Origin of the sequence: Oceanithermus desulfurans (assembly GCF_014201675.1) — a bacterium.
Lineage (GTDB): Bacteria > Deinococcota > Deinococci > Deinococcales > Marinithermaceae > Oceanithermus > Oceanithermus desulfurans.
In genome coordinates this window covers 43,969-63,189 of the sequence record NZ_JACHEZ010000006.1, presented here as the reverse complement: position 1 = coordinate 63,189, position 19,221 = coordinate 43,969, and the positions used below count along the sequence as shown (strand labels likewise).

Annotated in this window: 17 protein-coding genes and 1 riboswitch; of the genes, 8 read left to right on the top strand and 9 right to left on the bottom strand. The window is 70.4% G+C overall.

Annotation, left to right across the window (positions count from 1 at the left end; all coding sequences use genetic code 11):
- Window positions 1-37: 37 nt before the first annotated feature.
- Genes mqnC through HNQ05_RS08530 form a run of 5 tightly spaced genes read left to right on the top strand, consistent with a single transcriptional unit; the run spans window position 38 to window position 4,640 of the window.
- Window positions 38-1,153: a cyclic dehypoxanthinyl futalosine synthase gene (mqnC, locus tag HNQ05_RS08550; protein ID WP_147146097.1), complete on the top strand. Its 1,116-nt coding sequence runs from the start codon at window positions 38-40 to the stop codon at window positions 1,151-1,153.
- Window positions 1,154-1,155: 2 nt separating this feature from the next.
- A complete protein-coding gene (locus HNQ05_RS08545) occupies window positions 1,156-2,262 on the top strand; it encodes an amidohydrolase family protein (protein WP_147146099.1) in 1,107 nt (368 codons plus the stop codon).
- The gene (locus HNQ05_RS08540; RefSeq protein WP_147146101.1) at window positions 2,262-3,662 is read left to right on the top strand and encodes a chloride channel protein; all 1,401 of its coding nucleotides are present in this window, start codon (window positions 2,262-2,264) and stop codon (window positions 3,660-3,662) included. The genes HNQ05_RS08545 and HNQ05_RS08540 overlap by 1 nt, the downstream gene beginning before the upstream one ends.
- 5 nt (window positions 3,663-3,667) lie before the next feature.
- Window positions 3,668-4,036 carry a chorismate mutase gene (gene aroH, locus HNQ05_RS08535; RefSeq protein ID WP_147146103.1) on the top strand — a complete coding sequence of 123 codons (369 nt, stop codon included), beginning with the start codon at window positions 3,668-3,670 and terminating at the stop codon, window positions 4,034-4,036.
- A gap of 1 nt (window position 4,037) precedes the next feature.
- A complete protein-coding gene (locus HNQ05_RS08530) occupies window positions 4,038-4,640 on the top strand; it encodes a DUF436 family protein (RefSeq protein WP_147146106.1) in 603 nt (200 codons plus the stop codon).
- On the opposite strand, the gene HNQ05_RS08525 is transcribed toward HNQ05_RS08530, so the two are convergent.
- Together HNQ05_RS08525 and serA are read right to left on the bottom strand one after the other, a co-directional pair.
- Window positions 4,615-5,694, bottom strand: a complete 1,080-nt coding sequence (locus HNQ05_RS08525; RefSeq protein WP_147146108.1) for a pyridoxal-phosphate-dependent aminotransferase family protein — start codon at window positions 5,692-5,694, stop codon at window positions 4,615-4,617. The two genes, HNQ05_RS08530 and HNQ05_RS08525, sit on opposite strands and share 26 nt — an antisense overlap.
- Window positions 5,685-7,247, bottom strand: coding sequence for a phosphoglycerate dehydrogenase (gene serA / locus HNQ05_RS08520; protein WP_147146110.1), 1,563 nt, complete (start codon window positions 7,245-7,247; stop codon window positions 5,685-5,687). Before serA ends, HNQ05_RS08525 begins: the two co-directional genes overlap by 10 nt.
- Before the next feature lie 139 nt (window positions 7,248-7,386).
- Here serA and HNQ05_RS08515 point away from each other — a divergent pair, with 139 nt between their 5' ends.
- From HNQ05_RS08515 to HNQ05_RS08505, 3 genes are all read left to right on the top strand, one after another.
- The gene (locus tag HNQ05_RS08515; RefSeq protein ID WP_147146112.1) at window positions 7,387-8,229 is read left to right on the top strand and encodes a fatty acid kinase binding subunit FakB; all 843 of its coding nucleotides are present in this window, start codon (window positions 7,387-7,389) and stop codon (window positions 8,227-8,229) included.
- A gap of 20 nt (window positions 8,230-8,249) precedes the next feature.
- A complete protein-coding gene (dtd, locus tag HNQ05_RS08510; RefSeq protein WP_147146115.1) occupies window positions 8,250-8,714 on the top strand; it encodes a D-aminoacyl-tRNA deacylase in 465 nt (154 codons plus the stop codon).
- A gap of 56 nt (window positions 8,715-8,770) precedes the next feature.
- A riboswitch (SAM riboswitch) is annotated at window positions 8,771-8,872 on the top strand.
- A gap of 41 nt (window positions 8,873-8,913) precedes the next feature.
- Window positions 8,914-9,780, top strand: a complete 867-nt coding sequence (locus HNQ05_RS08505; RefSeq protein ID WP_147146118.1) for a methylenetetrahydrofolate reductase — start codon at window positions 8,914-8,916, stop codon at window positions 9,778-9,780.
- 63 nt (window positions 9,781-9,843) lie between these two features.
- Here HNQ05_RS08505 and HNQ05_RS08500 read toward each other — a convergent pair whose 3' ends face one another.
- From HNQ05_RS08500 to glmM, 7 genes are all read right to left on the bottom strand, one after another.
- Window positions 9,844-11,481, bottom strand: a complete 1,638-nt coding sequence (locus tag HNQ05_RS08500; protein WP_147146120.1) for a thiamine pyrophosphate-dependent enzyme — start codon at window positions 11,479-11,481, stop codon at window positions 9,844-9,846.
- A complete protein-coding gene (locus HNQ05_RS08495) occupies window positions 11,478-13,424 on the bottom strand; it encodes a 2-oxoacid:acceptor oxidoreductase family protein (RefSeq protein ID WP_147146121.1) in 1,947 nt (648 codons plus the stop codon). Before HNQ05_RS08495 ends, HNQ05_RS08500 begins: the two co-directional genes overlap by 4 nt.
- A 94-nt stretch (window positions 13,425-13,518) precedes the next feature.
- Window positions 13,519-15,846, bottom strand: a complete 2,328-nt coding sequence (gene rnr, locus HNQ05_RS08490) for a ribonuclease R (RefSeq protein ID WP_147146123.1) — start codon at window positions 15,844-15,846, stop codon at window positions 13,519-13,521.
- Window positions 15,847-15,894: 48 nt separating this feature from the next.
- Window positions 15,895-17,130, bottom strand: a complete 1,236-nt coding sequence (locus HNQ05_RS08485; protein WP_147146125.1) for an aspartate aminotransferase family protein — start codon at window positions 17,128-17,130, stop codon at window positions 15,895-15,897.
- Window positions 17,131-17,176: 46 nt separating this feature from the next.
- Complete coding sequence (locus HNQ05_RS08480) at window positions 17,177-17,590, bottom strand: acyl-CoA thioesterase (protein ID WP_147146127.1); 414 nt, start codon at window positions 17,588-17,590, stop codon at window positions 17,177-17,179.
- A gap of 1 nt (window position 17,591) precedes the next feature.
- A complete protein-coding gene (gene rbfA / locus HNQ05_RS08475) occupies window positions 17,592-17,885 on the bottom strand; it encodes a 30S ribosome-binding factor RbfA (RefSeq protein WP_147146129.1) in 294 nt (97 codons plus the stop codon).
- Between the two features lie 31 nt (window positions 17,886-17,916).
- On the bottom strand, window positions 17,917-19,221 hold the full coding sequence (gene glmM / locus HNQ05_RS08470) for a phosphoglucosamine mutase (protein WP_147146131.1): 1,305 nt from the start codon (window positions 19,219-19,221) through the stop codon (window positions 17,917-17,919).

Genomic DNA, 19,221 nt, shown 5'->3' with positions numbered 1-19,221 from the left:
GACTTTATTGTAGGCCGGCGGGTGGTAGCATGGCGGCATGGACGTCCTGGACCGCGCCGCGCGGGGGGAACGGTTGGGGCGCGAGGAGCTTCTCGAACTCTACCGCCGCCCGCTTCCCGAAGTGGCCGCGGTGGCCCACGCGCTGCGGCTCGAGCGCGCCCACCCCGACTACGTCACCTACCTGATCGACCGCAACATCAACTACTCCAACGTCTGCACCGTGGCCTGCGGCTACTGCGCCTTCTACCGCACCGACCGCCAGCCCGACGCCTACACCCTCAGCTACGAGGAGATCGGCCGGAAGGTGGCCGAGCTCGAGGCCGTGGGTGGCCGGCGCATCCTCATGCAGGGCGGGGTCAACCCCCACCTGCCGCTCGAATGGTACGAAGAGCTGCTGCGCTACCTCAAAGAGCACCACCCCCAGGTGCGCATCGACGCCTTCAGCCCCGAGGAGATCCTGGGGCTGGAAAAGCTGACCGGACTGAGCGCGCGCGAGGTGCTGGAGCGCCTGAAGGCCGCCGGCCTCGACGGGGTGCCCGGCGCGGGGGCGGAGATCCTGGTCGACCGCGTCCGCCACGCCGCCGCCCCCGCCCGCATCCCCACGGCCGACTGGGTGCGGATCGTCGAGGAGGTGCTGGCCCAGGGCATGTACTCGCTCGCCAGCATGGTCATCGGCATGGGCGAGGGGCCCGAGGAGCGGGTGGAGCACCTGCTCGTCCTGCGCGAGCTGCAGGACCGGGCGCTGGAGCGCTACGGCCACGGCTTCTCCGGCTTCGCGCTCTGGACGATGCAGGTCGAGAACACCCGCCTCGCCGGCCGGCTCCCGGGGGCCACGGCCCACGAGTACCTGCAAACTTTGGCCGTCGCCCGCATCGCCCTCGACAACGTCGCCGGCCACCAGGCCAGCTGGCCGACGATGGGCTTCAAGGTGGCCCAGACCGCGCTCTACTACGGCGCCAACGACTTCGGCAGCACCATGCTCGAGGAGAACGTCGTCTCCGCCGCCTCGGGGAACGTGCGCCGCTCGGCGACGGTGCGCGAGATCGTGCGCCAGATCGTGGAGGCCGGCTTCCGCCCCGCCGAGCGCAACGTCTTCTACGAGATCGTCGCCGAACCCGACGTGGAGGCGCTGCTCGCCCCTCCCGTCGCCTGACCATGCCCGAACTGGAGCTCTGGACCGCTGCTTGGGTGCTGATCGGCGGCACGGTACGCGCGGACGCCGGCCTCGTCACCGACGGCCGGCGCGTGCTCGCGACCGGCGGCCTCGCCGACCTGCGGCGACGCTACCCCTCGGCCGCCACGGTGGCGAAGGGCCGCTACCTGGGCCCGCCCCTCGCGAACGCCCACACCCACCTCGACCTGGGCCTCGGCCCCACCTTCACCGGGCCCTTTCCTGACTTCGTGCGCCACGTCGTCGGCCAGGCGGACCGCCGCGGCCACGCGGCCGCCATGCGCGCCGTAGAGCACGCCCCCCAGCGGCTGCTGGGCGACATCGCCGCGCGCGCGGAGGTGGTGGACTGGTGGCTCGAAGAGGGCCCCGCCGCCGGCGTCGTCTACTGGGAGGTGCTGGGGCTGGTGCCGCCCCGTCGCGAGGCCGAGATCCTGGAGGCCACCCGCGAGCGGCTCGAGCGCTGGAAGCGGCGCGAACGGCCGGGCGGGCCGCGGGTGGGCCTCTCGCCCCATGCCCCCTACTCGCTCACCCCCGGCCTGATGCGCGGGGTCGTCGCCCTCGCGCGCGAACTCGACGTCCCGCTCCAGATCCACGCGGCGGAGAGCCCCGGCGAGCGCGCCTACTTCCTGCGCCGCGAGGGTGAGCTGGCGGAGTTCTTCCGCGAGCAGGGCTGGCCCACCGACCTGCACCCGACGGGCCTCTCCCCCGTCGCCTACCTGGCCGAGCTGGGGGTGCTTGAGGCCCAGCCCACGCTGGTGCACGGCGTCCAGGTGGACGAAGCCGACGTACGGCTGCTGGCCGAACACCGCGTGGCAGTGGTGAGCTGCCCGCGCTCGAACCTGGGGCTCGGAGCGGGCCTGCCGCCCTACGACCTCTACCTGCGGCACGGCGTCCCGCTGGCGCTGGGCACCGACTCGCGGGCCAGCGCCCCCTCGCTGGACGTGCGCGACGAGATCGCGCTGCTCGCGCGCCACGGCCAGCCCCCGGAACGCACGCTCGCCTGGGCCGCGGCCGGGGGGCGCGCCGCTTTGGGGCTTGCGCCCGCGGCGCTGCAACCCGGCATGGAACTCGAACAAGTAGAATTTTGGTAATGGATCGGCGGCACGTCCTCACCCTCATCGCCTACAGCGCCGGTCTGGGCCTGCTGGTCGGGCTGGTCGCCGCCTCGTTCACCTGGCTGCTCTACCAGGTTCAGGAGTACGTGCTCGGTTACCTCGTGGGCTACCTTCCCCCGGGCTACTCGGGAGAGAACGGGTTGCTGCACACCTTCCGCAACCCCCACCCCTGGGTCCTGCTGCTTCTCTTGCCGCTCCTCTTCGCCGGCGCCTCGCTGCTGGGGCACAACCGCGGCCTGGCCAAGATCATCGCCGCCTACCACCAGACCGCCCGGGCCACGCTGCGCGAGAAGCTCCGCTACGCCCTGGGCAGCCTGGTGGAGCTGGGGGCGGGCTCGCCGATGGGCCGCGAGGGCCCCATGGCAGTGCTCGGCGACTGGATGGGCGACGCCCTGGGGCGCCGCTTCCTGCCCGCGGACCTCGCCCGCCACCTGCCCTTCGCCGGCCTCGCGGCGGGGTTCGCCGCCGCCTTCCACGCCCCCGTGGGCGGCGCGCTGCTGGCCGTCGAGATCTTCTTCCCCGGCCTCGTCCTCGCCATCGCTTCGCTGGGCCCGGCGCTGATCGGCGCCCTGGCCGGCTTCACCGTCTACGGCGCCTTCTGGGGGTACGAACCGCTGCTTTCGTTGCAGCCGCTGCCGCCGCGCTGGTACCACCTCGGCTTCGCGCTGCTGCTGGGCGCGCTGATGGCCGCGGTGGGCACGTTGCTCGTGCACGCGGTGCGCGCGGTGCGCCGGGCCTCGGCGGGCCTGTCGTTCATGCCCCGGCACGCCCTGCTGGGGTTGATCGTGGCCGCGGTGGCCGCGCTGCTGCCGCAGACCCTGGGCGACGGCCTCGTCTGGGTGGAGCTCGGCAGCACCCCCATCCTGCCCGTCGCCTTTCTCGTGCTGCTGGCGGCGGTGCGCACCCTTCTCCTCGGCCTCGTCTACGGCCTGGGGGGCTACGGGGCGCTGATCGGACCCACCCTCGCGCTCGGCGGCCTCTACGCGGTGGCCCTGGCGCGCGCCCTGCCGGCCTACGCCCCCGACGCCCAGGCCGCCGCGCTGGTGGGGATGGGGGCGCTGCTCGCCGGCGTGGTGCGCACGCCCTTCGCCGCTCTCCTGCTCGTCAGCGAGTTCGGCGGCTACGCGGTGCTGCCGCTGGCGCTGCCGGCCATCTTCGTGGCCTACGTGCTCACCCCGGTGCAGGTCTTCCCCGAGCAGAACCTGGCCGCAGAGTCCATCGCCGCCGCACCCTTCGCCGGCCTGCGCGTCGGCGAACTCACCTTCGAGATCCGCGGGATCGTCCGCGACGGCCGGGAGCTGGCCGCCGAGCGCGAGCTCGTCCTCGAAGCCGATGATCGGCTGTTGCTCCCGCGCCGCGGGCTGCGGGTAGAATGACCCACATGGTACGGGGCATTCGCGGCGCCATCACCGTCGAGCAGGACACCCCCGAGGAGATTCTGGCGGCGACGCGGAGGCTGCTCGAGGCCATCCTGGAGCGCAACGACATCCGCGACCCCGCCGAGCTCGCGGCGCTGATCTTCACCGTCACCGAGGACCTGAGCTCCGCGTTCCCCGCCGAGGCGGCCCGCCAGCTGGGCATGAACCGGGTGCCGCTGCTCTCGGCGCGCGAGGTGCCCGTGCCCGGGTCGCTGCCCCGGGTGATCCGGATCCTGGCGCTTTGGAACACCGACGCGCCGCCCGAGGCCATCCGCCACGTCTACCTGGGCGAGGCCCAGCGCCTGCGCCCCGACCTGGACAGCGCCTTCTGACATGCCACTCGAACTCGCCGCACCCCTTATCGAGGCCGTCCGGCGCGTCTTCGCGGCGGCGCCGCCGGAGCCGGGCGACCTCATGGTGCTGGGCGGATCGACGAGCGCGGTGCGCGGCGAACGCTACGGCAAGGCCGGCGACCCGACGCTGGCCCTGGAGCTGCTGGAGGCGCTGCTGCCCGAGCTGGCGCCGCGGGGGGTGGTGCTGGCAGTGCAGGGCTGCGAACACGTCAACCGCAGCCTGGTGCTGCCGGCGAACCGCGCACGGCTGCTGGGGCTCGAGCCCGTCAACGTCGTTCCCGTTCCCAAGGCGGGCGGCGCACTCGCGGCGGTCTACCGCAAGCTGCTGCCCGATCCCGCCGTGGTCGCCGACATGGCCGCTTCGGCGCGCTACGGCCTCGACATCGGCGGCGTCCTGATCGGCATGCACCTGCGGCCCGTGGTGGTTCCGGTACCGCTGGGCGACCTGCGGCTCGGCCACGCCCCCCTCAGCGGCGGCTTCTCCCGCCCCCGGCTGATCGGCGGCGCGCGGGCGGTCTACGACCCCGCCGAGGCCGACCGGATCCTGGAAGAAGCGCTCAGGAACGACGAAGCACCGCGGTGAAGTCGCCGTAGGCGCGCTCCAGCTCCGCGCGCGTGAAGTAGCCCATCGCCGAGACCCGGAAGATGCGGCCCTTCAAGGGTCCCTGCCCCCCGGCCACCCGCCAGCCGCGCTCCGCGAAGGCCGCGGAAAGGGCTTCTGCGGTCCAGCCCTCCGGCAGGTAGAACGCGGCGGTGGCGGGGCTTCGCGCCTCCTCGCGCGTGGGAACCGGGCGCAGGCCCAGCTCGGCGCCGCGCGCGTAGAAGCGGGCGTTGGCCTCGCGCTTCGCCGCCCAGTGACGCGCCAGGTCGTCGCGCCCCTGCGGCCAGACGGCCTCGAGGACGTCGTGGACGGCCTCGATGATCTGGATCGGGGGCGTGAACGCCGTCTGCCCCCGGCGCTGGGCGGTCAGGTCGCGGCCGAGGTCGAGGTAGTAGCCCGCGGGGCGCAGCCGCTCCAGGGCGCGCGGCGCGAGCCAGGCGAACGCGAGCCCGGGAGGCGCCATCGCGCCCTTCTGGCTGCCGCTGACGGCCGCGTCCAGGCCCCAGGCCTCGAGCTCGAGCTCGGCGACCAGAAAGGAAGTGACGGCGTCGACGACGACGAGGGCCTCGGGCGACCGCGCCCGCACCGCCGCGGCCAGTTCGCGAACCGGGTGCAGCACGCCCGTCGAGGTCTCCGAGTGGGTGAGCAAGGCGCCGTCGAGACGGCCCGGGGGCAGGTCGTCCGGGCCCACGACCGCGCCCCAGGGGTGCTCGCTGACCTGCGGCTCGAGCCCGGCCGCCCGCGCGATCTCCGCCCAGCGCTCGGCGAACTTGCCCGCCACGGGCACCCAGACGCGGTCGCCGGGACGGAAGAGAGCACGCACCACCGCCTCCATGGCCGCGGTGCCGCTCCCGCCCACGAGCAGCACCTCGCCGCGGGTGCCCAGCAGCTCCGCGAGCCGCGCCCGCAGGGCACGCACGAGCGCCGCGGCTTCGGGGCTGCGGTGGTGCAGCTGCGGGCGCGTCATGGCCTGCAGCGCCGCGGGGTGCAGGTTTACGGGCCCCGGCGTCAGCAGCCGCAAGCGGGTCACAGCCATGCGGCGTCCACCCGCTCCAGGAGCTCGAGATTGCGCAGCTCTTCGAGCACCTCGTCCGGCGGCGGCTGGTCGACGGCAAGGACGAAGAGGGCGCGGCCGCCGGGCTGGTCCCGCCCGAGCTGCAACCCCGCGATGTTGACCCCGGCCTCGCCCAGCAGCGTGCCCACCCGGCCGACGACGCCCGGCTGGTCGCGGTTGATGCAGACGAGGACCGCGCCGGTCGGCTCGATCTCCAGCGCGTAGTCGTCGATGCGCACCAGCCGCGGCCGGCCGGCGAGGACCGTTCCCAGAGCGCGGCGCTCCTCCTGGTCCGTTACCAGCCGCACCTCGATGGCCTGGGCGTAGCCACGGGCGTCGGGGTCGCGACGGCTGATCAGACGAACGCCGCGCTCTTCCAAGCGCGGCCGTGAGGAGACGTAGTTGACGGGCTCGTCGATGACGGGCTCGAGCACCCCCTTGGCCACCGCGGCGAAGACGGGCTCGGGCTCGCACTCGAACCCTCCCAGGACCGCAACCTCCAGCGTCTGGGCGCGGCCGCGGGTGATCTGCGCCAGCAGCCGCCCCAGCGCCTCGGCCAGGGGCATCCAGCCCTTGAGCGCCTGAAAGGCCTCCGGGTCGAAGCCCGCGTTGATCGCGTAGGCGTAGTTGCCCGAGAGCGCCTCGTAGACGCGCTCCACGATGCCGTGCCCCACCCGCGCCTGCGCCTCTTCGGTGTTGGCGCCGAGGTGGGCGGTGTGCACCACCCGCGGATGGTGCAGCAGCGGGTGCTCAGGGTCGGGGGGCTCGACCGCGAAGACGTCGAGACCCACCGCGAAGAGGTGCCCTTCCTCCAGCAGGTCGTAAAGCGCGGGCTCGTTGACGATGCCGCCGCGGGCGGCGTTGACCACGACCGCGCCCCGGGGCAGCAGGTACAGCTCCCGCCGGCCGATCAGGTCCCGGGTCTCTTCGTTCAGCGGCGTGTGCACGGTCAGGAACTGCACCTCGGGCAGCAACGCCTCCAGGCGGTCCACCAGGCGCACCCCGAGGGTCTCGGCCCGCTTGCTGGAGATGTAGGGATCGTAGGCCCAGACCTCCATCCCGAAGGCACGGGCGAACTGGGCCACCTGCCCTCCGATGCGCCCCAGCCCCACGATGCCCAGGCGCTTGTTCATCAACTCCCGGCCCAGGTGTTTGCGGTTCCAGCGGCCGTCGCGCAGTTCCCGGTCGGAAAGCGCCACCAGGCGGGCCGCGGCGAGCATGAGGCCGAAGGCCAGCTCGGCGGCGCTGCGGGTGTTGGCCTCGGGAACGTTGATCACCAGGATGCCGCGCCTGGAAGCGGCGTCGAGGTCGATGTTGTCCACGCCCACGCCCCCGCGCCCGATCACCTTGAGCCGCGCCGCCCGCTCCAGCAGCTCGCGGTCCACCTGCGTGCGGCTTCGGGTGATCAGGGCGTCGTAGTCCGCGATGCTGGCCAGGATCTCCTCGCGCGGCATGCCCGGGCGGTAGTCGAGCTGCAGGTCGGGGTGGTCGTGGTCACCCAGGTGCATTTCGTCGGTCACGAGAACGCGCCACATGATGCATCAAAGCCTAACACCGGTGCATAGTTACTTCAACCGCGGCGCCGGGCCGCCCTTGTACCCGGTTCAACGATCGCCCGCGGGCGGTCGGTATGCTGCTTTGAGAGCGCAAGCCAGAGCCTTACGGGAGGAAGACATGAACGTAGCCTTGGTCACCGACTCCACCAGCGACATCCCCCCTGAACTACGGACGCGCATCGGCGTGCGCGTCGTACCCCTCTACGTCCACTTTCAAGGAAAGACCTTCAAGGACTGGGAGGAGATCACCCCCACGGACCTGTTCCAAGGGGTGGCCGCGGGCACCGACCTGCCCACGACCAGCCAGCCCTCGCCCCAGGACTTCGAGGTGGCCTACGCCGAGGCGCTCGAACACGCCGACCGGGTCCTCTCCATTCACATCTCCTCGAAACTCTCGGGCACCTTCCAGTCGGCCAGCATCGCCGCGGAGAAGTACGGCGGCCGGGTGCAGGTCTTCGACTCGCAGGCCGCCTCGGCGGGCATCGGCATGATGGTGCTGCGGGCGCACGAACTGCTCAGCGAGGGCACCGGGCTCGAAGAGGTCGTACACGAGCTCGAGCGCATCCGCGACGACCACATCGTCCGCTTCGTGGTCGCCACCCTGGACTACCTGCGCAAGAACGGCCGCATCGGCGGCGCCCAGGCCTTTCTGGGCAACCTGCTCAACATCAAGCCCATCCTCACGGTGCGGGGCGGCGTCGTTGACGCCGCGGGCCGCGCCCGCGGCGAAAAGCGGGCGTTGAAGGAGATGGTCAAGACGTTTCGCGACTGGGCCGAAGGCCGGGAGCGGGTACGCGTCTTCTACCTCTACACCGGCGCCGAGGAGGCCGTACACGCCCTGCGCGAAGAGATCCGCACCCTCGGCGACCGGATCGAGGAGGTCTACACCTCCGAGATCGGCGCGGTGATCGCCTCCCACACCGGCCCCGGCATCTACGGCTACTACGCCTACAGTCTCTGACCCCGGCGTAGAATGCCCCTATGCGGGCGTTGATCCAGCGCGTTTCCCAGGCCAGCGTAACCGTCGCGGACGAGGTCGTCGGGGAGATCGCCGGCGGCCTTCTGATTCTGTTCGCCGCCGGCCGCCGCGACACCGCCGAAGACCTCGACTACCTGGTGCGCAAGGTGGTGAACCTGCGCATCTTCGCCGACGAAGCGGGCAAGATGAACCGGAGCCTCCTCGACACCGGCGGCGAGGCCCTGGTCGTCAGCCAGTTCACCCTCTACGCCGACACCCGTAAGGGCCACCGCCCTTCCTTCACCGCCGCCGCCGACCCCGACGAGGGACGACGCTGGTACGAGCGGTTCGTCGAAGCGCTATTGCGGCAGGGGGTCCACGTCGAGACCGGCGAGTTCGGCGCCCACATGCGGGTGGCCCTGGTCAACGACGGCCCCGTCACCATCTGGCTCGACAGCGAGGACCGCAAGCGCAGCCGCCGCGGCTAGCTTTACAAGCCCGAACTGCATAGGTATACTTCCACCCAGTACGCCCGTGCGTACGCTCCTCATCCCGAGCGGCCGAGGGAACTGGCCCGACGACGCCGCGGCAACCGGCGGGAATCCGCAAGGTGCCAATGCCAGCCCCCAGGGGGGAACGATGAGGAGGGAGCGATCTCCCTCCTCCGGTGAGGAGGAAGGAGCCCCGATGCGCCTGACCGACAAACTTGGCCACGGTTTCGTGCTCACCGCCGAGGTGGACCCTCCGCGCGGCGCTGATCCCGCCCCGACCCTCAAACAAGCCCTGATCCTGCGCGGCTACGTGGACGCCGTCAACGTCTCCGACGCCCCCATGGCCAACCTGCGGATGAACAGCATCATGCTGGCGCACCTGATCCAGCACCACACGGGGGTGGAGGTGATCCCCCACCTGACCGCGCGCGACCGCAACCGGCTGGCGCTGCAGGCCGACCTGCTGGGGGCCTGGGCGCTGGGGGTGAAGAACGTCCTGGTGCTGGGGGGCGACCCCCCGGAGCGCGGCGATCACCCCGAGGCCCGCCCCGTCTACGAGTTCGGTGCCGTGGGGCTGGTCGAGACGATCGCCCGCCTCAACCGCGGCGAAAACCTCAGCGGCGGCAGCCTCGAAGGCGCTCCCGATCTGACCCCGGGGGTGGCCGTCAACCCGGGAGCGGCCGACCTGGCGGCCGAAGCCGAGAAGTTCTGGGCCAAGGTGGAGGCCGGGGCCCGTTTCGCCCAGTCCCAGCCCGTCTTCTGCCCGGAGACCGCCGCCACCTTCCTCGACGCTCTGGGGGGAAGGAGCCCCGTGCCCATCCTCTGGGGGGTGCTGCCGCTGCGCTCACTCAAGATGGCCCGCAACGTCGGCCGCTGGACGCGGGTCCCCGAGGCGCTGGTGGCCGACCTGGAGCGGGAAGGCCGCGCCGCGGGCATGCGCGCGGCGCAGCACGTCCTGCGCGAGCTGCACGCCGCCGGCATGGACGGGGCCCACCTCTACCCGCTGGGCCGGGTGGAGCTGCTCAAGGAGATGCTGAAACCCCTCGGGGCCCGGCTCGGCTGATCCGCGGCGGCCCGCCAGGCGAACGCCGCAGGGCCGGGCCCTGCGGCGTTCATGCGCTGCGGGCTAGTCGCCCGCGGCCTTCTGCTTCTTCTTGTCGAGGATGCCCGCCAGCTCCTGCAGCCGGCGCCAGTTCTTGAGCCGCTCTTCCTGGACCGCGAGCAGCACCTCGCTGGGGTTGCCGTCCTTGTCGAAGTGCTTGGCGAAGCGTTGCTCGCTGCGGGCGAAGTCGATGAAGGTAAGCGGCTGACCGGTCTTGGGGTCGGTGTACCAATCGTCGTAGATCGCCGGGTTCATGCGCAGGTCGAGGCGTTCGCTCAGGTGCTGGCCCTTGCGCGGGTCGTGGACGAAGACCGGGAAGGTGCGGCTATCCACGGCCAGGCGCGCCTGCCGCGCCGAGGCGTCGTCGGCCACGCCGTGTTCCGGCTGGCAGGTGGTGTAGACGACGAGCACCGAGGGCCCCTCGTACTCGTTGGCCGCGAAGACCGCCTTGTAGAAGTGGTTGAAGTGGGCCGCGGTCGTCTGCGCCACGAAGACGTCGGGGTGCATCATCAGGATCTCGGCGATCTCCTTGCGGTGCTCGGTCTTGCCCTTCAGCTTCTTGCCAAAGGCCGACATCTTGGTCTCCTGACCCATGTAGGTGCTCGTCGAGGCCTGCCCGCCGGTGTTGGAGTAGACCTGGGTGTCGAGGATGATGACGTTGATGTCCATCCCCGAGGCGAGCATGCGGCTGAGGGCCTGGAAGCCGATGTCGAACATCGCGCCGTCGCCGCCGACGACCCAGAGCTTCTTGTCCTGCCAGCCCATCTGGTCCCAGCGCATGCGGATGCCCATCGCGTCGGTGGCGGCGTTCTCGAAGAGCGAGTTCGTCCAGGGCACCAGGAAGGGGTTGTAGGGGTAGGTCGAGCTGTAGACGGTGTTGCAGCCGGTGGCCGCGACGATGCCCCACTGGTCGTCGTAGGCGAAGGCGTTGGCCGCCGCCAGCATGCGCAGCGCCGTGGCCTCGCCGCATCCCGCGCAGCTCCCCGCGCCGCCCACGTAGAGGTGGGTCTTGTCGGTGAGCATCAGGTCGATGGGGGTGCGCTCGTTGATGTACTCCATCGGGGTGTCGGGGAGGCTTTTGAAGAAGTCGAACTCCTCCTTGTAGTGGGGAACCATCTCCCCTTCCTTGCGCACCATCTCGAGGGCGTCGTCGTCGCAGACGGCCACGCACTCGGCGCAGCCCTTACACTTGGTGGGGTCGACGAAGATCGAGAAGAGGCCCGCCTCCTTGCCCTTCTTCTGCGGCAGATCGTAGAACTTCTTGGTCTTAGCGAAGTGGGCGCGCATGCGCTCGCGGGTCTCGGGGTCCTCGATCTTGGCGAGCTCCTCCTCGACGAGGTTCTCGGGGAGCACCTTGGCCAGGATGGCGGTGTCGGGGCACTCGGTCACGCACTCCATGCAGGCGGTGCAGTTGGAAGCGATGTAGTGGGGAATGTCGGGCGCAATGTAGGAAAAGTCGCGGTACGAGCCGGTACCCGGGGCGATGTGGGAGCGGGCCAGCCGCTCGTCGGCCGGCATCTCCAGGTCGGCGCTTCCCTCGTTGTAGGCCTCGACGACGGACCTGAAGTCCTGGTTGAACTTGGGGATGTCCAGCGGCTCGGGCTCGGGTAGCAGCTCCAGTTCGAGCTCGAGCTCGCCCATCACGATCTTCTTGTCCTTCATGCCCCCACCTCCTCGGGCTCGGTGGCGATCACCTCGGCGGGTACCTCGATGATCTCGCGGTAGCCGCGCTGGATCGCGGTCATGTTGTCCTTGACGACCTGTTCACCCCGCTTGCCAAAGTACTTGCGGATGATCTTCTCGACCCGTTCCCAGAGCTGGTCCTCGCTGAGGCTGAGGCGCTCCACGAAGGGGGCCACCCGCAGGTAGACGCCGAGCAGCACGATGCCCTGCATGCGCATCACCAGATCAGGGCGCGAGGAGACGTCGCGCGCGATCGCGACCGTGTCGATCGCGTAGAGGCGGTAGCCGTTCTCGCGGATCACCTTGCGCGCCCACGCCGGCACCTGCGCCCAGACGTCGCGGGGATCGGCCTCGGACGACTGCAGCCAGACGACGCCGCCCTTGGCCAGCCCCGAGAAGGGGTTGGTGTAGTGCAGCGCGTTGGGGTCGTTGATGGCGATCATCTCGACGTCGCGCAGCTCGCTGCGCACGCGCACGGGCTCCTCGGCGACGGTGAGGTAGTAGTTCGTCGGCAGCCCCTTCTTCTCGGAGCCGTACTTGGGGAAGGCCTGCACGTAGAGACCGAAGAGGTCGGCGGTGGTGGAGGCGATGACCTTGTTCGTCGTCACCGAGCCGAAGCCGCCCACCGAGTAGCCGCGCATGCGGAAGGTGCCCTTGGCGGTGACGTCGAAGACCTCCCGGGCCTCGAGCGCCAGCGGGTGCTTGATGTTGAGGACGAAGAAGCGCCGGGGGTCTTCGGCGGCCAGGTGCTCGAAGACGGTCTTGAGGTCGGCCGGGCGGATGTCGCGTCCCCCGAGGCCGGCGGCACCCGAGTAGATCTTGGGCAGACGCTCGATCTTGGGGAAGCCGGGGTAGCCGTCCCAGGCGTCGGCGAAGGCGGTCTTGATCTCGCGGGTGAGGGGGTTGGCCGCGGCCAGCGGTTCGTCCGTGCGCTCGAGCACCGCGAAGCCCTTCAGGTGCTGCAGCAGCTCGACGACCCGCGCCCCCGGGAAGGGGCGGAAGGAGGTGACCTTGAGGAGGCCCACCTTCATGCCCTGCTCCCGCAACGCGTCGACGACGGCCTCCGCGGTCATCATCATCGTGCCCATGCCCACGATGGCGTACTCGGCGTCCTCGAGGCGGTAGGGCACCGCGAAGTCGTAGTGACGGCCGGTGAGGGCCTCGAACTCGCGGAAGGCGTTTTCCAGGGCGGGGACGACCTGCATGTAAAACGCGCGCTGGGCGATGCGCCCCTTCATGTAGGCGTCCTGGTTTTCCACCGCGCCGGTGAGCACCGGGTTGTCGGGGTCGAAGTAGTTGTGCAGCTTCGCCTTGGGGTCGCCCACGAACTGCTTCATCAGCTCGGGCTCGGGGAGGTTGAAGTTCTCGACCGTGTGGGTGTTGAGGAAGCCGTCTTGAACGACCATGAACGGGGTGTGGCTGTCCTCGGCGGCGCGGCGGGCGATCAGCGCCAGGTCGGCCACCTCCTGGGCGTTGGCGGCGAAGAGGATGCCCCATCCGGTGTCGGCCACCGCGTAGACGTCGTCGTGCCCGGCGTGGATGTTAAGCGCCTGGCTGGTGAGGGCGCGCGCGCCGATGTGAAAGACGGCCGGCAGGCGCTTGCCCGAGATCACGTGCAGAACCTCTTTTTGCAGTACCAGCCCCTGAGAGGCGGTGAACGAAGCCACGCGACCGCCCGCGAGGGCGAAGCCTTCGGCCGCGGATCCGGCGGAATGCTCCGACTCGGGCTCCAGAAAACCTAGCTCGTCGCCCCATAGGTTGGTGCGTCCGTTGGCCACCGCGACCTGGTAGCCGTACCCCATGTTGGTAGCGGGTGTGATCGGGTAGGCAATCCCCGCCTGGGAGATGTGCGTCTCCACCCACACGGCGGCCTCGGACCCGTCGCCGGTGGTGGGAATTCCCGGGTACTTGACGTTTTCCATGTGCCCTCCTTTCCCAGGAAAGGTTCCTGGGGGATACCTCACTTACCCTACACCCCCGGAAGATGTGGAGGCTAGGACAAGCGCCACGGTTACGCTATTTCTTGCGGCGTCCGCGGGTCTTGCCGCGCGGCTTTTCCTCGCCTTCGGCCTCGCCGATCCACTCGCCGAAGTAGACCTTCTGAGCGGTGAGCCGCGGCGGGCGGTCGTTGCGCGCCTTCTCCTGGGGCGGACCCGCCAGCACGCGCGGCGCCTTTTCGCTCTTCTTGCCTTCCGCAGGACGCGGGCTGCGGGCCTTTTTCTTCGTCGGTTTCTTCTCGCTTGTGGACATCTTCTCCTCCTCGATCGCGAGATCGATCTGCCTGAGTGCGGGGGTGGCGCGTTCGATGCGCACCTTGATGGCGTCCCCCAGACGCCAGCGCTTACCGGTGCTGCGGCCGACGAGCTCGAGCCCCTCGGGGACGAACTCGTAGTAGTCGTCGCTGAGGTCGCTGAGCGGCAGCAGCCCCTCGACGCCGTTCTCGATGGCGACGAAGAGGCCGAAGTTGGTCACCCCGCTCACGATCCCGGTGAAGGTCCGGCCGACCTGGGCCTCGGCCCACTTCACCTGGAAGTACTTGGTGAGGTCGCGCTCCGCCTTCTCGGCGGCCCGCTCCCGCTCGGATGCGTGCTCGGCCACGCGGGGGAACTTCTCGGCCCAGGCGGACTTCTTCTTGGGCCCGACCTTGCCCTTGCCCTTGATCAGCTCCTTGAGCACCCGGTGCACCACCAGGTCGGGGTAGCGACGGATGGGGCTGGTGAAGTGCAGGTAATCCTCGAAGGCGAGGCCGAAATGGCCCAGGTTCTCGTGGGCGTAGCGGGCCAGGCTCATGCTGCGCAGCACCAGCATGGAGACCGCCGGGCCCTCGGGTTTGCCGCGCGCCGCCTCGAGCACCCGCTGCATGGCCGCGGGGTCGGGGTCCGTGGCGGGCAGGTGGTAACCCATGCGGTTCAGGGCTTCGACCAGGGTCTTATAGCGGTCGGCGACCGGATCCTCGTGCACCCGGTAGAGGGTAGGAATGCCCCGCTCGTCGAGGTGGCGGGCCACCAGGCGGTTGGCCAGCAGCATCAGCTCCTCGATGAGGCTGCGCGCCTCGCCCTCGCGGATGGGGATCAGGTGCAGGTTGCCGCCTTCGTCGAAGTCGACCTTGACCTCGCGGGTGTCGAAGTCGAGCGCTCCCGCGGCCAGGCGACCCGCTTTGAGGTGACGCGTCAGGCGGTAGAGCTCGCGAACGTCGTCCTCGAGGAAGCGGGCCTCCTCGGGCAGCCGCCCGCCGGAGAGCAGGTCTTCGACCTGGCCGTAGGTGAGCCGGGCCTTGGATCGGATCACCCCCTGGACGATGCGGTAGTCCCGTACCTCGCCCTTCTCGTCCAGGGTGGCCACGACGGACATCGTCAGGCGGTCCTCGCCGGGCACCAGCGAGCAGACCCCGTTCGAGATCTTCTCGGGCAGCATCGGCAGCACCCGGCCGGGCAGGTAGACGCTGGTCGCGCGCTCGTAGGCCTCGCGGTCGAGGGCGCTGCCCTCGCGCACGTAGTGGGCCACGTCGGCGATGTGGATGCCGACGCGGTAGCCGCCCTCCTGCAGGCGCTCGAGGTGGACGGCGTCGTCGAAGTCCTTGGCGTCGGCGCCGTCGATGGTGAAGACGGGGAGGCTGCGGAAGTCTTCGCGGGCCTTCAGGGTTGGCGCGGGGATCTTGCGGGGGATGCGCTCGGCCTCGGCCAGCGCCTCGGGCGGGAAGTTCTCCCGCAGGTCGAAGTTCTGGATGACCGCGCGGGTCTCCGTCTCGGGGGTCTCTCCCTGGCCCAGGTACTCGTGCAGCACCCCGAAGGGCTCCTTTTCGCCGGTGTCCTCGGGGTAGTGCACAGCGACGGCGATGCGGGCGCCCTCGCGCAGGTCCTCGAGCCCTTCGGGGCTGAGCAGCAGCCGCTCGGGGTAGCGCTTGTCGTCCGGGCGCAGGATGGCGTAACCGCGGGCGAACTCGAGCGTCCCCACCAGCTTCTGCTTGGCGCGCTCGAGAATGCGGATCACCTCGCCCGAGGTCTTGCCGCCGGGGCGGGTGGGCAGGATGCGCGCCACCACCTTGTCCAGCGGCCAGGCGCCGGCGAGTCTGCCCGGGGGGATGAACAGGTCCTCGCCGTCCTCGACGAGGACGAAGCCGAAGCCGCCGGTGTGGATCTGGAGCTTGCCCACGACCAGGTTCATCTTCTCGGGCAGGCCGTAGGTCTTGCGTCGGGTGCGGATCAGCTTGCCCTCGGCGACGAGCTCCTCGAGGGCGTGCTTGGCCTTGTCCTTGGACAGGCCCAGGCCCCGGGCCACCTCACGCAGGTGGAAGGGCTTCTTGGGGTTGGCTTTGATGTACTCGTAGACTTGTTCTTTGGTCATGCTTCACTAGCGGAGCGCGGCTCCGCACGTCCTCCTAGACGTTGGTTTTCAGAGCACGCCGGAGAGCATCTCCAGCGTGGCCTTGAGGCTGTGGTCCAGGGCCTCGAGGGCCTCTTGGATGTGCACTTCCTCGACGATCAGCGGCGGTTCCAGCCGCACCACCTTGGGGTTGTTGAGCCCGAAGGCGGTGAGCACGCCGCGAGCGGCCAGTTCGCTGATGGCGATCGCGCCGATGTCGGCGTCGGTGAACTCGAGGCCGACGAGCAGCCCCCGGCCCCGCACCTCGGCGATCAGCTCGGGATAGCGGTCCGCCAGCTCGCGCAGACCCTGCATCAGCCGCTCGCCCATCGCCAGCGCGCGGGCGGGCAGATCCTCCTCGAGGGTGACCTCGATGGCCGCGAGCGCCGCGGCCGCGGCCAGGGGGTTACCGCCGAAGGTGGACGAGTGCACCAGCGGGTTCTCCAGGAAGGGCTCGAACAGCTCGGGACGCCCGATCGCGGCGCCGATCGGCATCACGCCGCCCCCCAGCGCCTTGGCGCTGGTGAGCAGATCCGGCGCGACGTCTTCCCACTCGCTGGCCCACAGCTTGCCGGTGCGGCCCATGCCCGTCTGCACCTCGTCGAAGATCAGCAGCACGCCGCGCTCCCGGGTGATCTGGCGCAGCTCGCGCAGGTAGCCTTCGGGCGGCAGGTTGATGCCGCCCTCGCCCTGGACGGGCTCGACGATCACCGCGGCCGTCTCGGGGCCGATGGCCGCGGCCACAGCCTCGGCGTCGCCGAAGGGCACGACCTTCACCCCGGGCACCAGCGGCGCCACCGGCTCCTGGTACTCGGGCTTGGGCGTCAGCGAGAGGGCGCCCATCGTCTTGCCGTGGAAGCCCTTCTCGGTGGTGATGATCTCGGGCTTGCCGGTGTGCATGCGCGCCAGCTTGAACGCGGCCTCTACGGCCTCGGTGCCCGAGTTGCCGAAGAAGGTCATGGAGAGGTCGCCCGGGGTGATCTCCGCCAGGCGCGCCGCCAGGCGCGCGGTCGGCTCGGAGATCATCACCCGCACCGACATCGGCATGCGGTCGAGTTGCTGCTTTACGGCCTCGACGACGCGCGGATGGCGGTGACCCAGGTTGAGGGTGCCGTAAAGCCCTAGGAAATCGAGGTAACGCTTGCCCTGGGTGTCCCAGACGTACATGCCCTCGGCGTGGTCCTCGACAACGTCGAGGCCGGTGAAGCGCAGCAGGCCGGCGAGACCGGGGTTGACGTGTCGTTCGTAGAGTTCGAAGGCGTTCATGCAGAAAAGCTCCTTCGGTGCGGAGCGCACCTTTAGTATAGCACACTCAAGTTTCGCGTTCCGCGGCCGCCTGCAGCTTGGCCGCCAGCTCCTCGGGAAGGCGGCGGACGCGGCCGTCGGCGTCCTGGGGGACGTGCACGCTCCGGCCGCTGGCCGCCGGGACGGCGTCGCCCTCGCGGAAGACGCGGTAGGCGAAGACGAGCCTGCGGCTGGCGAGCTCCGTAAGCCTGGTCTCGACCACCACCGCGTCGCCGAAGCGCAGGGCCCTGCGGTAGGCGAGCTCCAGCCCCACCACCGGAAAGAAGACGCCGGAGCGCTCCAGCTCGGCGTAGGAAACCCCGAGCTCGGCCAGCCAGTCGACCCGCCCCTGCTCGAGCCAGGGCACGTAGGCGGCGTGGTGGACCACCCCCATCTGGTCGGTTTCGGCGTAGCGAACCGGAAAGCGGCTGGTGCTCTTCACCCTAGAGCACCTCCCCGGGCCCTGCGAAGAAGCGCAGGCGGGGGATGCGGCGCAGCTCCATCGTGTGGGCGAGCTCTTCCTGCAGGTAGCGGTGGGCGTGGTTGAGCAGCTCTGCCGTCTCCTCGGACCGCTCGATCGCACTCACCAGCACCCGGGCCTGGGAAAGGTCGGGGCTGAGGCGCACCCGCTCCACCGTCACCACGATGGGCAGGCGGGGGTCCTTCATGTCGTGGATGATCGCGCTGAGCGCCCGAGCCACGTGGTGCTCCAGACGGCTCAGGGTCTTGTGGCTCATCGTCTCCCCCGCGCGGCCCCTGCCGCGCTTCTCATTCTACCGCGGCCTCGATGCGCTCCCGGAGCCAGGCCGCCGCCTCGTGGACCGCGCGCTCTTCGGGGCCCTCCGCCATAATGCGCACCAGCGGCTCGGTCCCGGAAGGGCGCACGTTGATCCGCCCGCCGCCGAGCATCGCCTCCGCGCGCGCGATCCAGTCGGCCAGCTCGGGGTGCTCCATCACCCGGTGCTTGTCGCTGACGGGAACGTTGACCAGGGTCTGCGGGTACATGGGCAGCGCGTCCACCCAGGCCTCGAGCGGCCGGCCCGAATCCCGTACGGCGGCCAGGGTGAGGAGGGCGGTCTGGATGCCGTCGCCGGTGGGCAGGTGCTCGAGGAAGAGGACGTGCCCGCTCTGCTCGCCCCCGAGGCGGCCGCCCCGCCTCAAGAGCGCCTCGTAGACGTAGCGGTCGCCCACGGGGGTGCGCTCGAAGGCGATGCCCCGCTCCCCCAGGGCGCGCTCGAGCCCCAGGTTGCTCATGATCGTGCCCACCACGAGGGGTTCCTCGCGGACCACGGCGTTGATGAAGAGGAGGTGGTCGCCGCTGGCCTCGCGCCCCTTGCGGTCGATCAGCACCACCCGGTCGCCGTCGCCGTCGAAGGCGACGCCGAGGTCGAAGCCGCCTTCGCGCACGATCCGCGCCAGGGTCTCGGGGTGGGTGGAGCCGCAGCCCTTGTTGATGTTGCGGCCGTCGGGCGTCGTGAAGACGGCGAAGACCTCGGCCCCCAGCCGCTGGAAGACGCGCGGGGCCACCCGGTAGGTGGCGCCGTTGGCGGTGTCCATGGCCACGCGCAGGCCGTCGAGCCGGGGCCCGATGCGCACGAGCCGGTCCATGTAAATGCGTTCGGCCTCCTGGTGGTTGCGCACCGTAGCGATGCGGGTGGTGTCCAGCTCGGCTTCCAGAAGCTCCTCGATCGCGGCTTCGGCCTCGTCGGAGAGCTTGGTGCCGCCGGGACCGAAGAACTTGATGCCGTTGTCTTGGTAGGGGTTGTGGCTCGCCGAAATGACCACGCTGGCGTCGGCTCCCAGCTCCGCGGTCAGAAAGGCCACCCCGGGGGTGGGCAGGATGCCCAGGTGTTCGACGGCCACGCCCTGGCTCAAGAGGCCCGCGGCCAGCGCCGCTTCCAGCAGGTCGCCCGACTCGCGGGTGTCCTTGCCGATCAGCACCACCGGGCGTTCGGCCCGCTGGCTCAGGTAGCGTCCCGCGGCCTTGCCCAGGCGCAGCACGAACTCGGGGGTGAGGGGCTCGCGCCCCGCCTCGCCGCGAATGCCGTCGGTACCGAAGTAGCGTCGCTTCAT

What these genes read in the sequence shown, in the direction of transcription:
- HNQ05_RS08500 (WP_147146120.1), bottom strand. Translation starts at nt 11,481, where the DNA reads ATGAAGGACAAGAAGATCGTGATGGGCGAGCTCGAGCTCGAACTGGAG.
- HNQ05_RS08545 (WP_147146099.1), top strand. Translation starts at nt 1,156, where the DNA reads ATGCCCGAACTGGAGCTCTGGACCGCTGCTTGGGTGCTGATCGGCGGC.
- mqnC (WP_147146097.1), top strand. Translation starts at nt 38, where the DNA reads ATGGACGTCCTGGACCGCGCCGCGCGGGGGGAACGGTTGGGGCGCGAG.
- HNQ05_RS08525 (WP_147146108.1), bottom strand. Translation starts at nt 5,694, where the DNA reads ATGGCTGTGACCCGCTTGCGGCTGCTGACGCCGGGGCCCGTAAACCTG.
- dtd (WP_147146115.1), top strand. Translation starts at nt 8,250, where the DNA reads ATGCGGGCGTTGATCCAGCGCGTTTCCCAGGCCAGCGTAACCGTCGCG.
- HNQ05_RS08495 (WP_147146121.1), bottom strand. Translation starts at nt 13,424, where the DNA reads ATGGAAAACGTCAAGTACCCGGGAATTCCCACCACCGGCGACGGGTCC.
- HNQ05_RS08485 (WP_147146125.1), bottom strand. Translation starts at nt 17,130, where the DNA reads ATGAACGCCTTCGAACTCTACGAACGACACGTCAACCCCGGTCTCGCC.
- HNQ05_RS08505 (WP_147146118.1), top strand. Translation starts at nt 8,914, where the DNA reads ATGCGCCTGACCGACAAACTTGGCCACGGTTTCGTGCTCACCGCCGAG.
- aroH (WP_147146103.1), top strand. Translation starts at nt 3,668, where the DNA reads ATGGTACGGGGCATTCGCGGCGCCATCACCGTCGAGCAGGACACCCCC.
- HNQ05_RS08540 (WP_147146101.1), top strand. Translation starts at nt 2,262, where the DNA reads ATGGATCGGCGGCACGTCCTCACCCTCATCGCCTACAGCGCCGGTCTG.
- rbfA (WP_147146129.1), bottom strand. Translation starts at nt 17,885, where the DNA reads ATGAGCCACAAGACCCTGAGCCGTCTGGAGCACCACGTGGCTCGGGCG.
- serA (WP_147146110.1), bottom strand. Translation starts at nt 7,247, where the DNA reads ATGTGGCGCGTTCTCGTGACCGACGAAATGCACCTGGGTGACCACGAC.
- glmM (WP_147146131.1), bottom strand. Translation starts at nt 19,221, where the DNA reads ATGAAGCGACGCTACTTCGGTACCGACGGCATTCGCGGCGAGGCGGGG.
- HNQ05_RS08530 (WP_147146106.1), top strand. Translation starts at nt 4,038, where the DNA reads ATGCCACTCGAACTCGCCGCACCCCTTATCGAGGCCGTCCGGCGCGTC.
- HNQ05_RS08515 (WP_147146112.1), top strand. Translation starts at nt 7,387, where the DNA reads ATGAACGTAGCCTTGGTCACCGACTCCACCAGCGACATCCCCCCTGAA.
- rnr (WP_147146123.1), bottom strand. Translation starts at nt 15,846, where the DNA reads ATGACCAAAGAACAAGTCTACGAGTACATCAAAGCCAACCCCAAGAAG.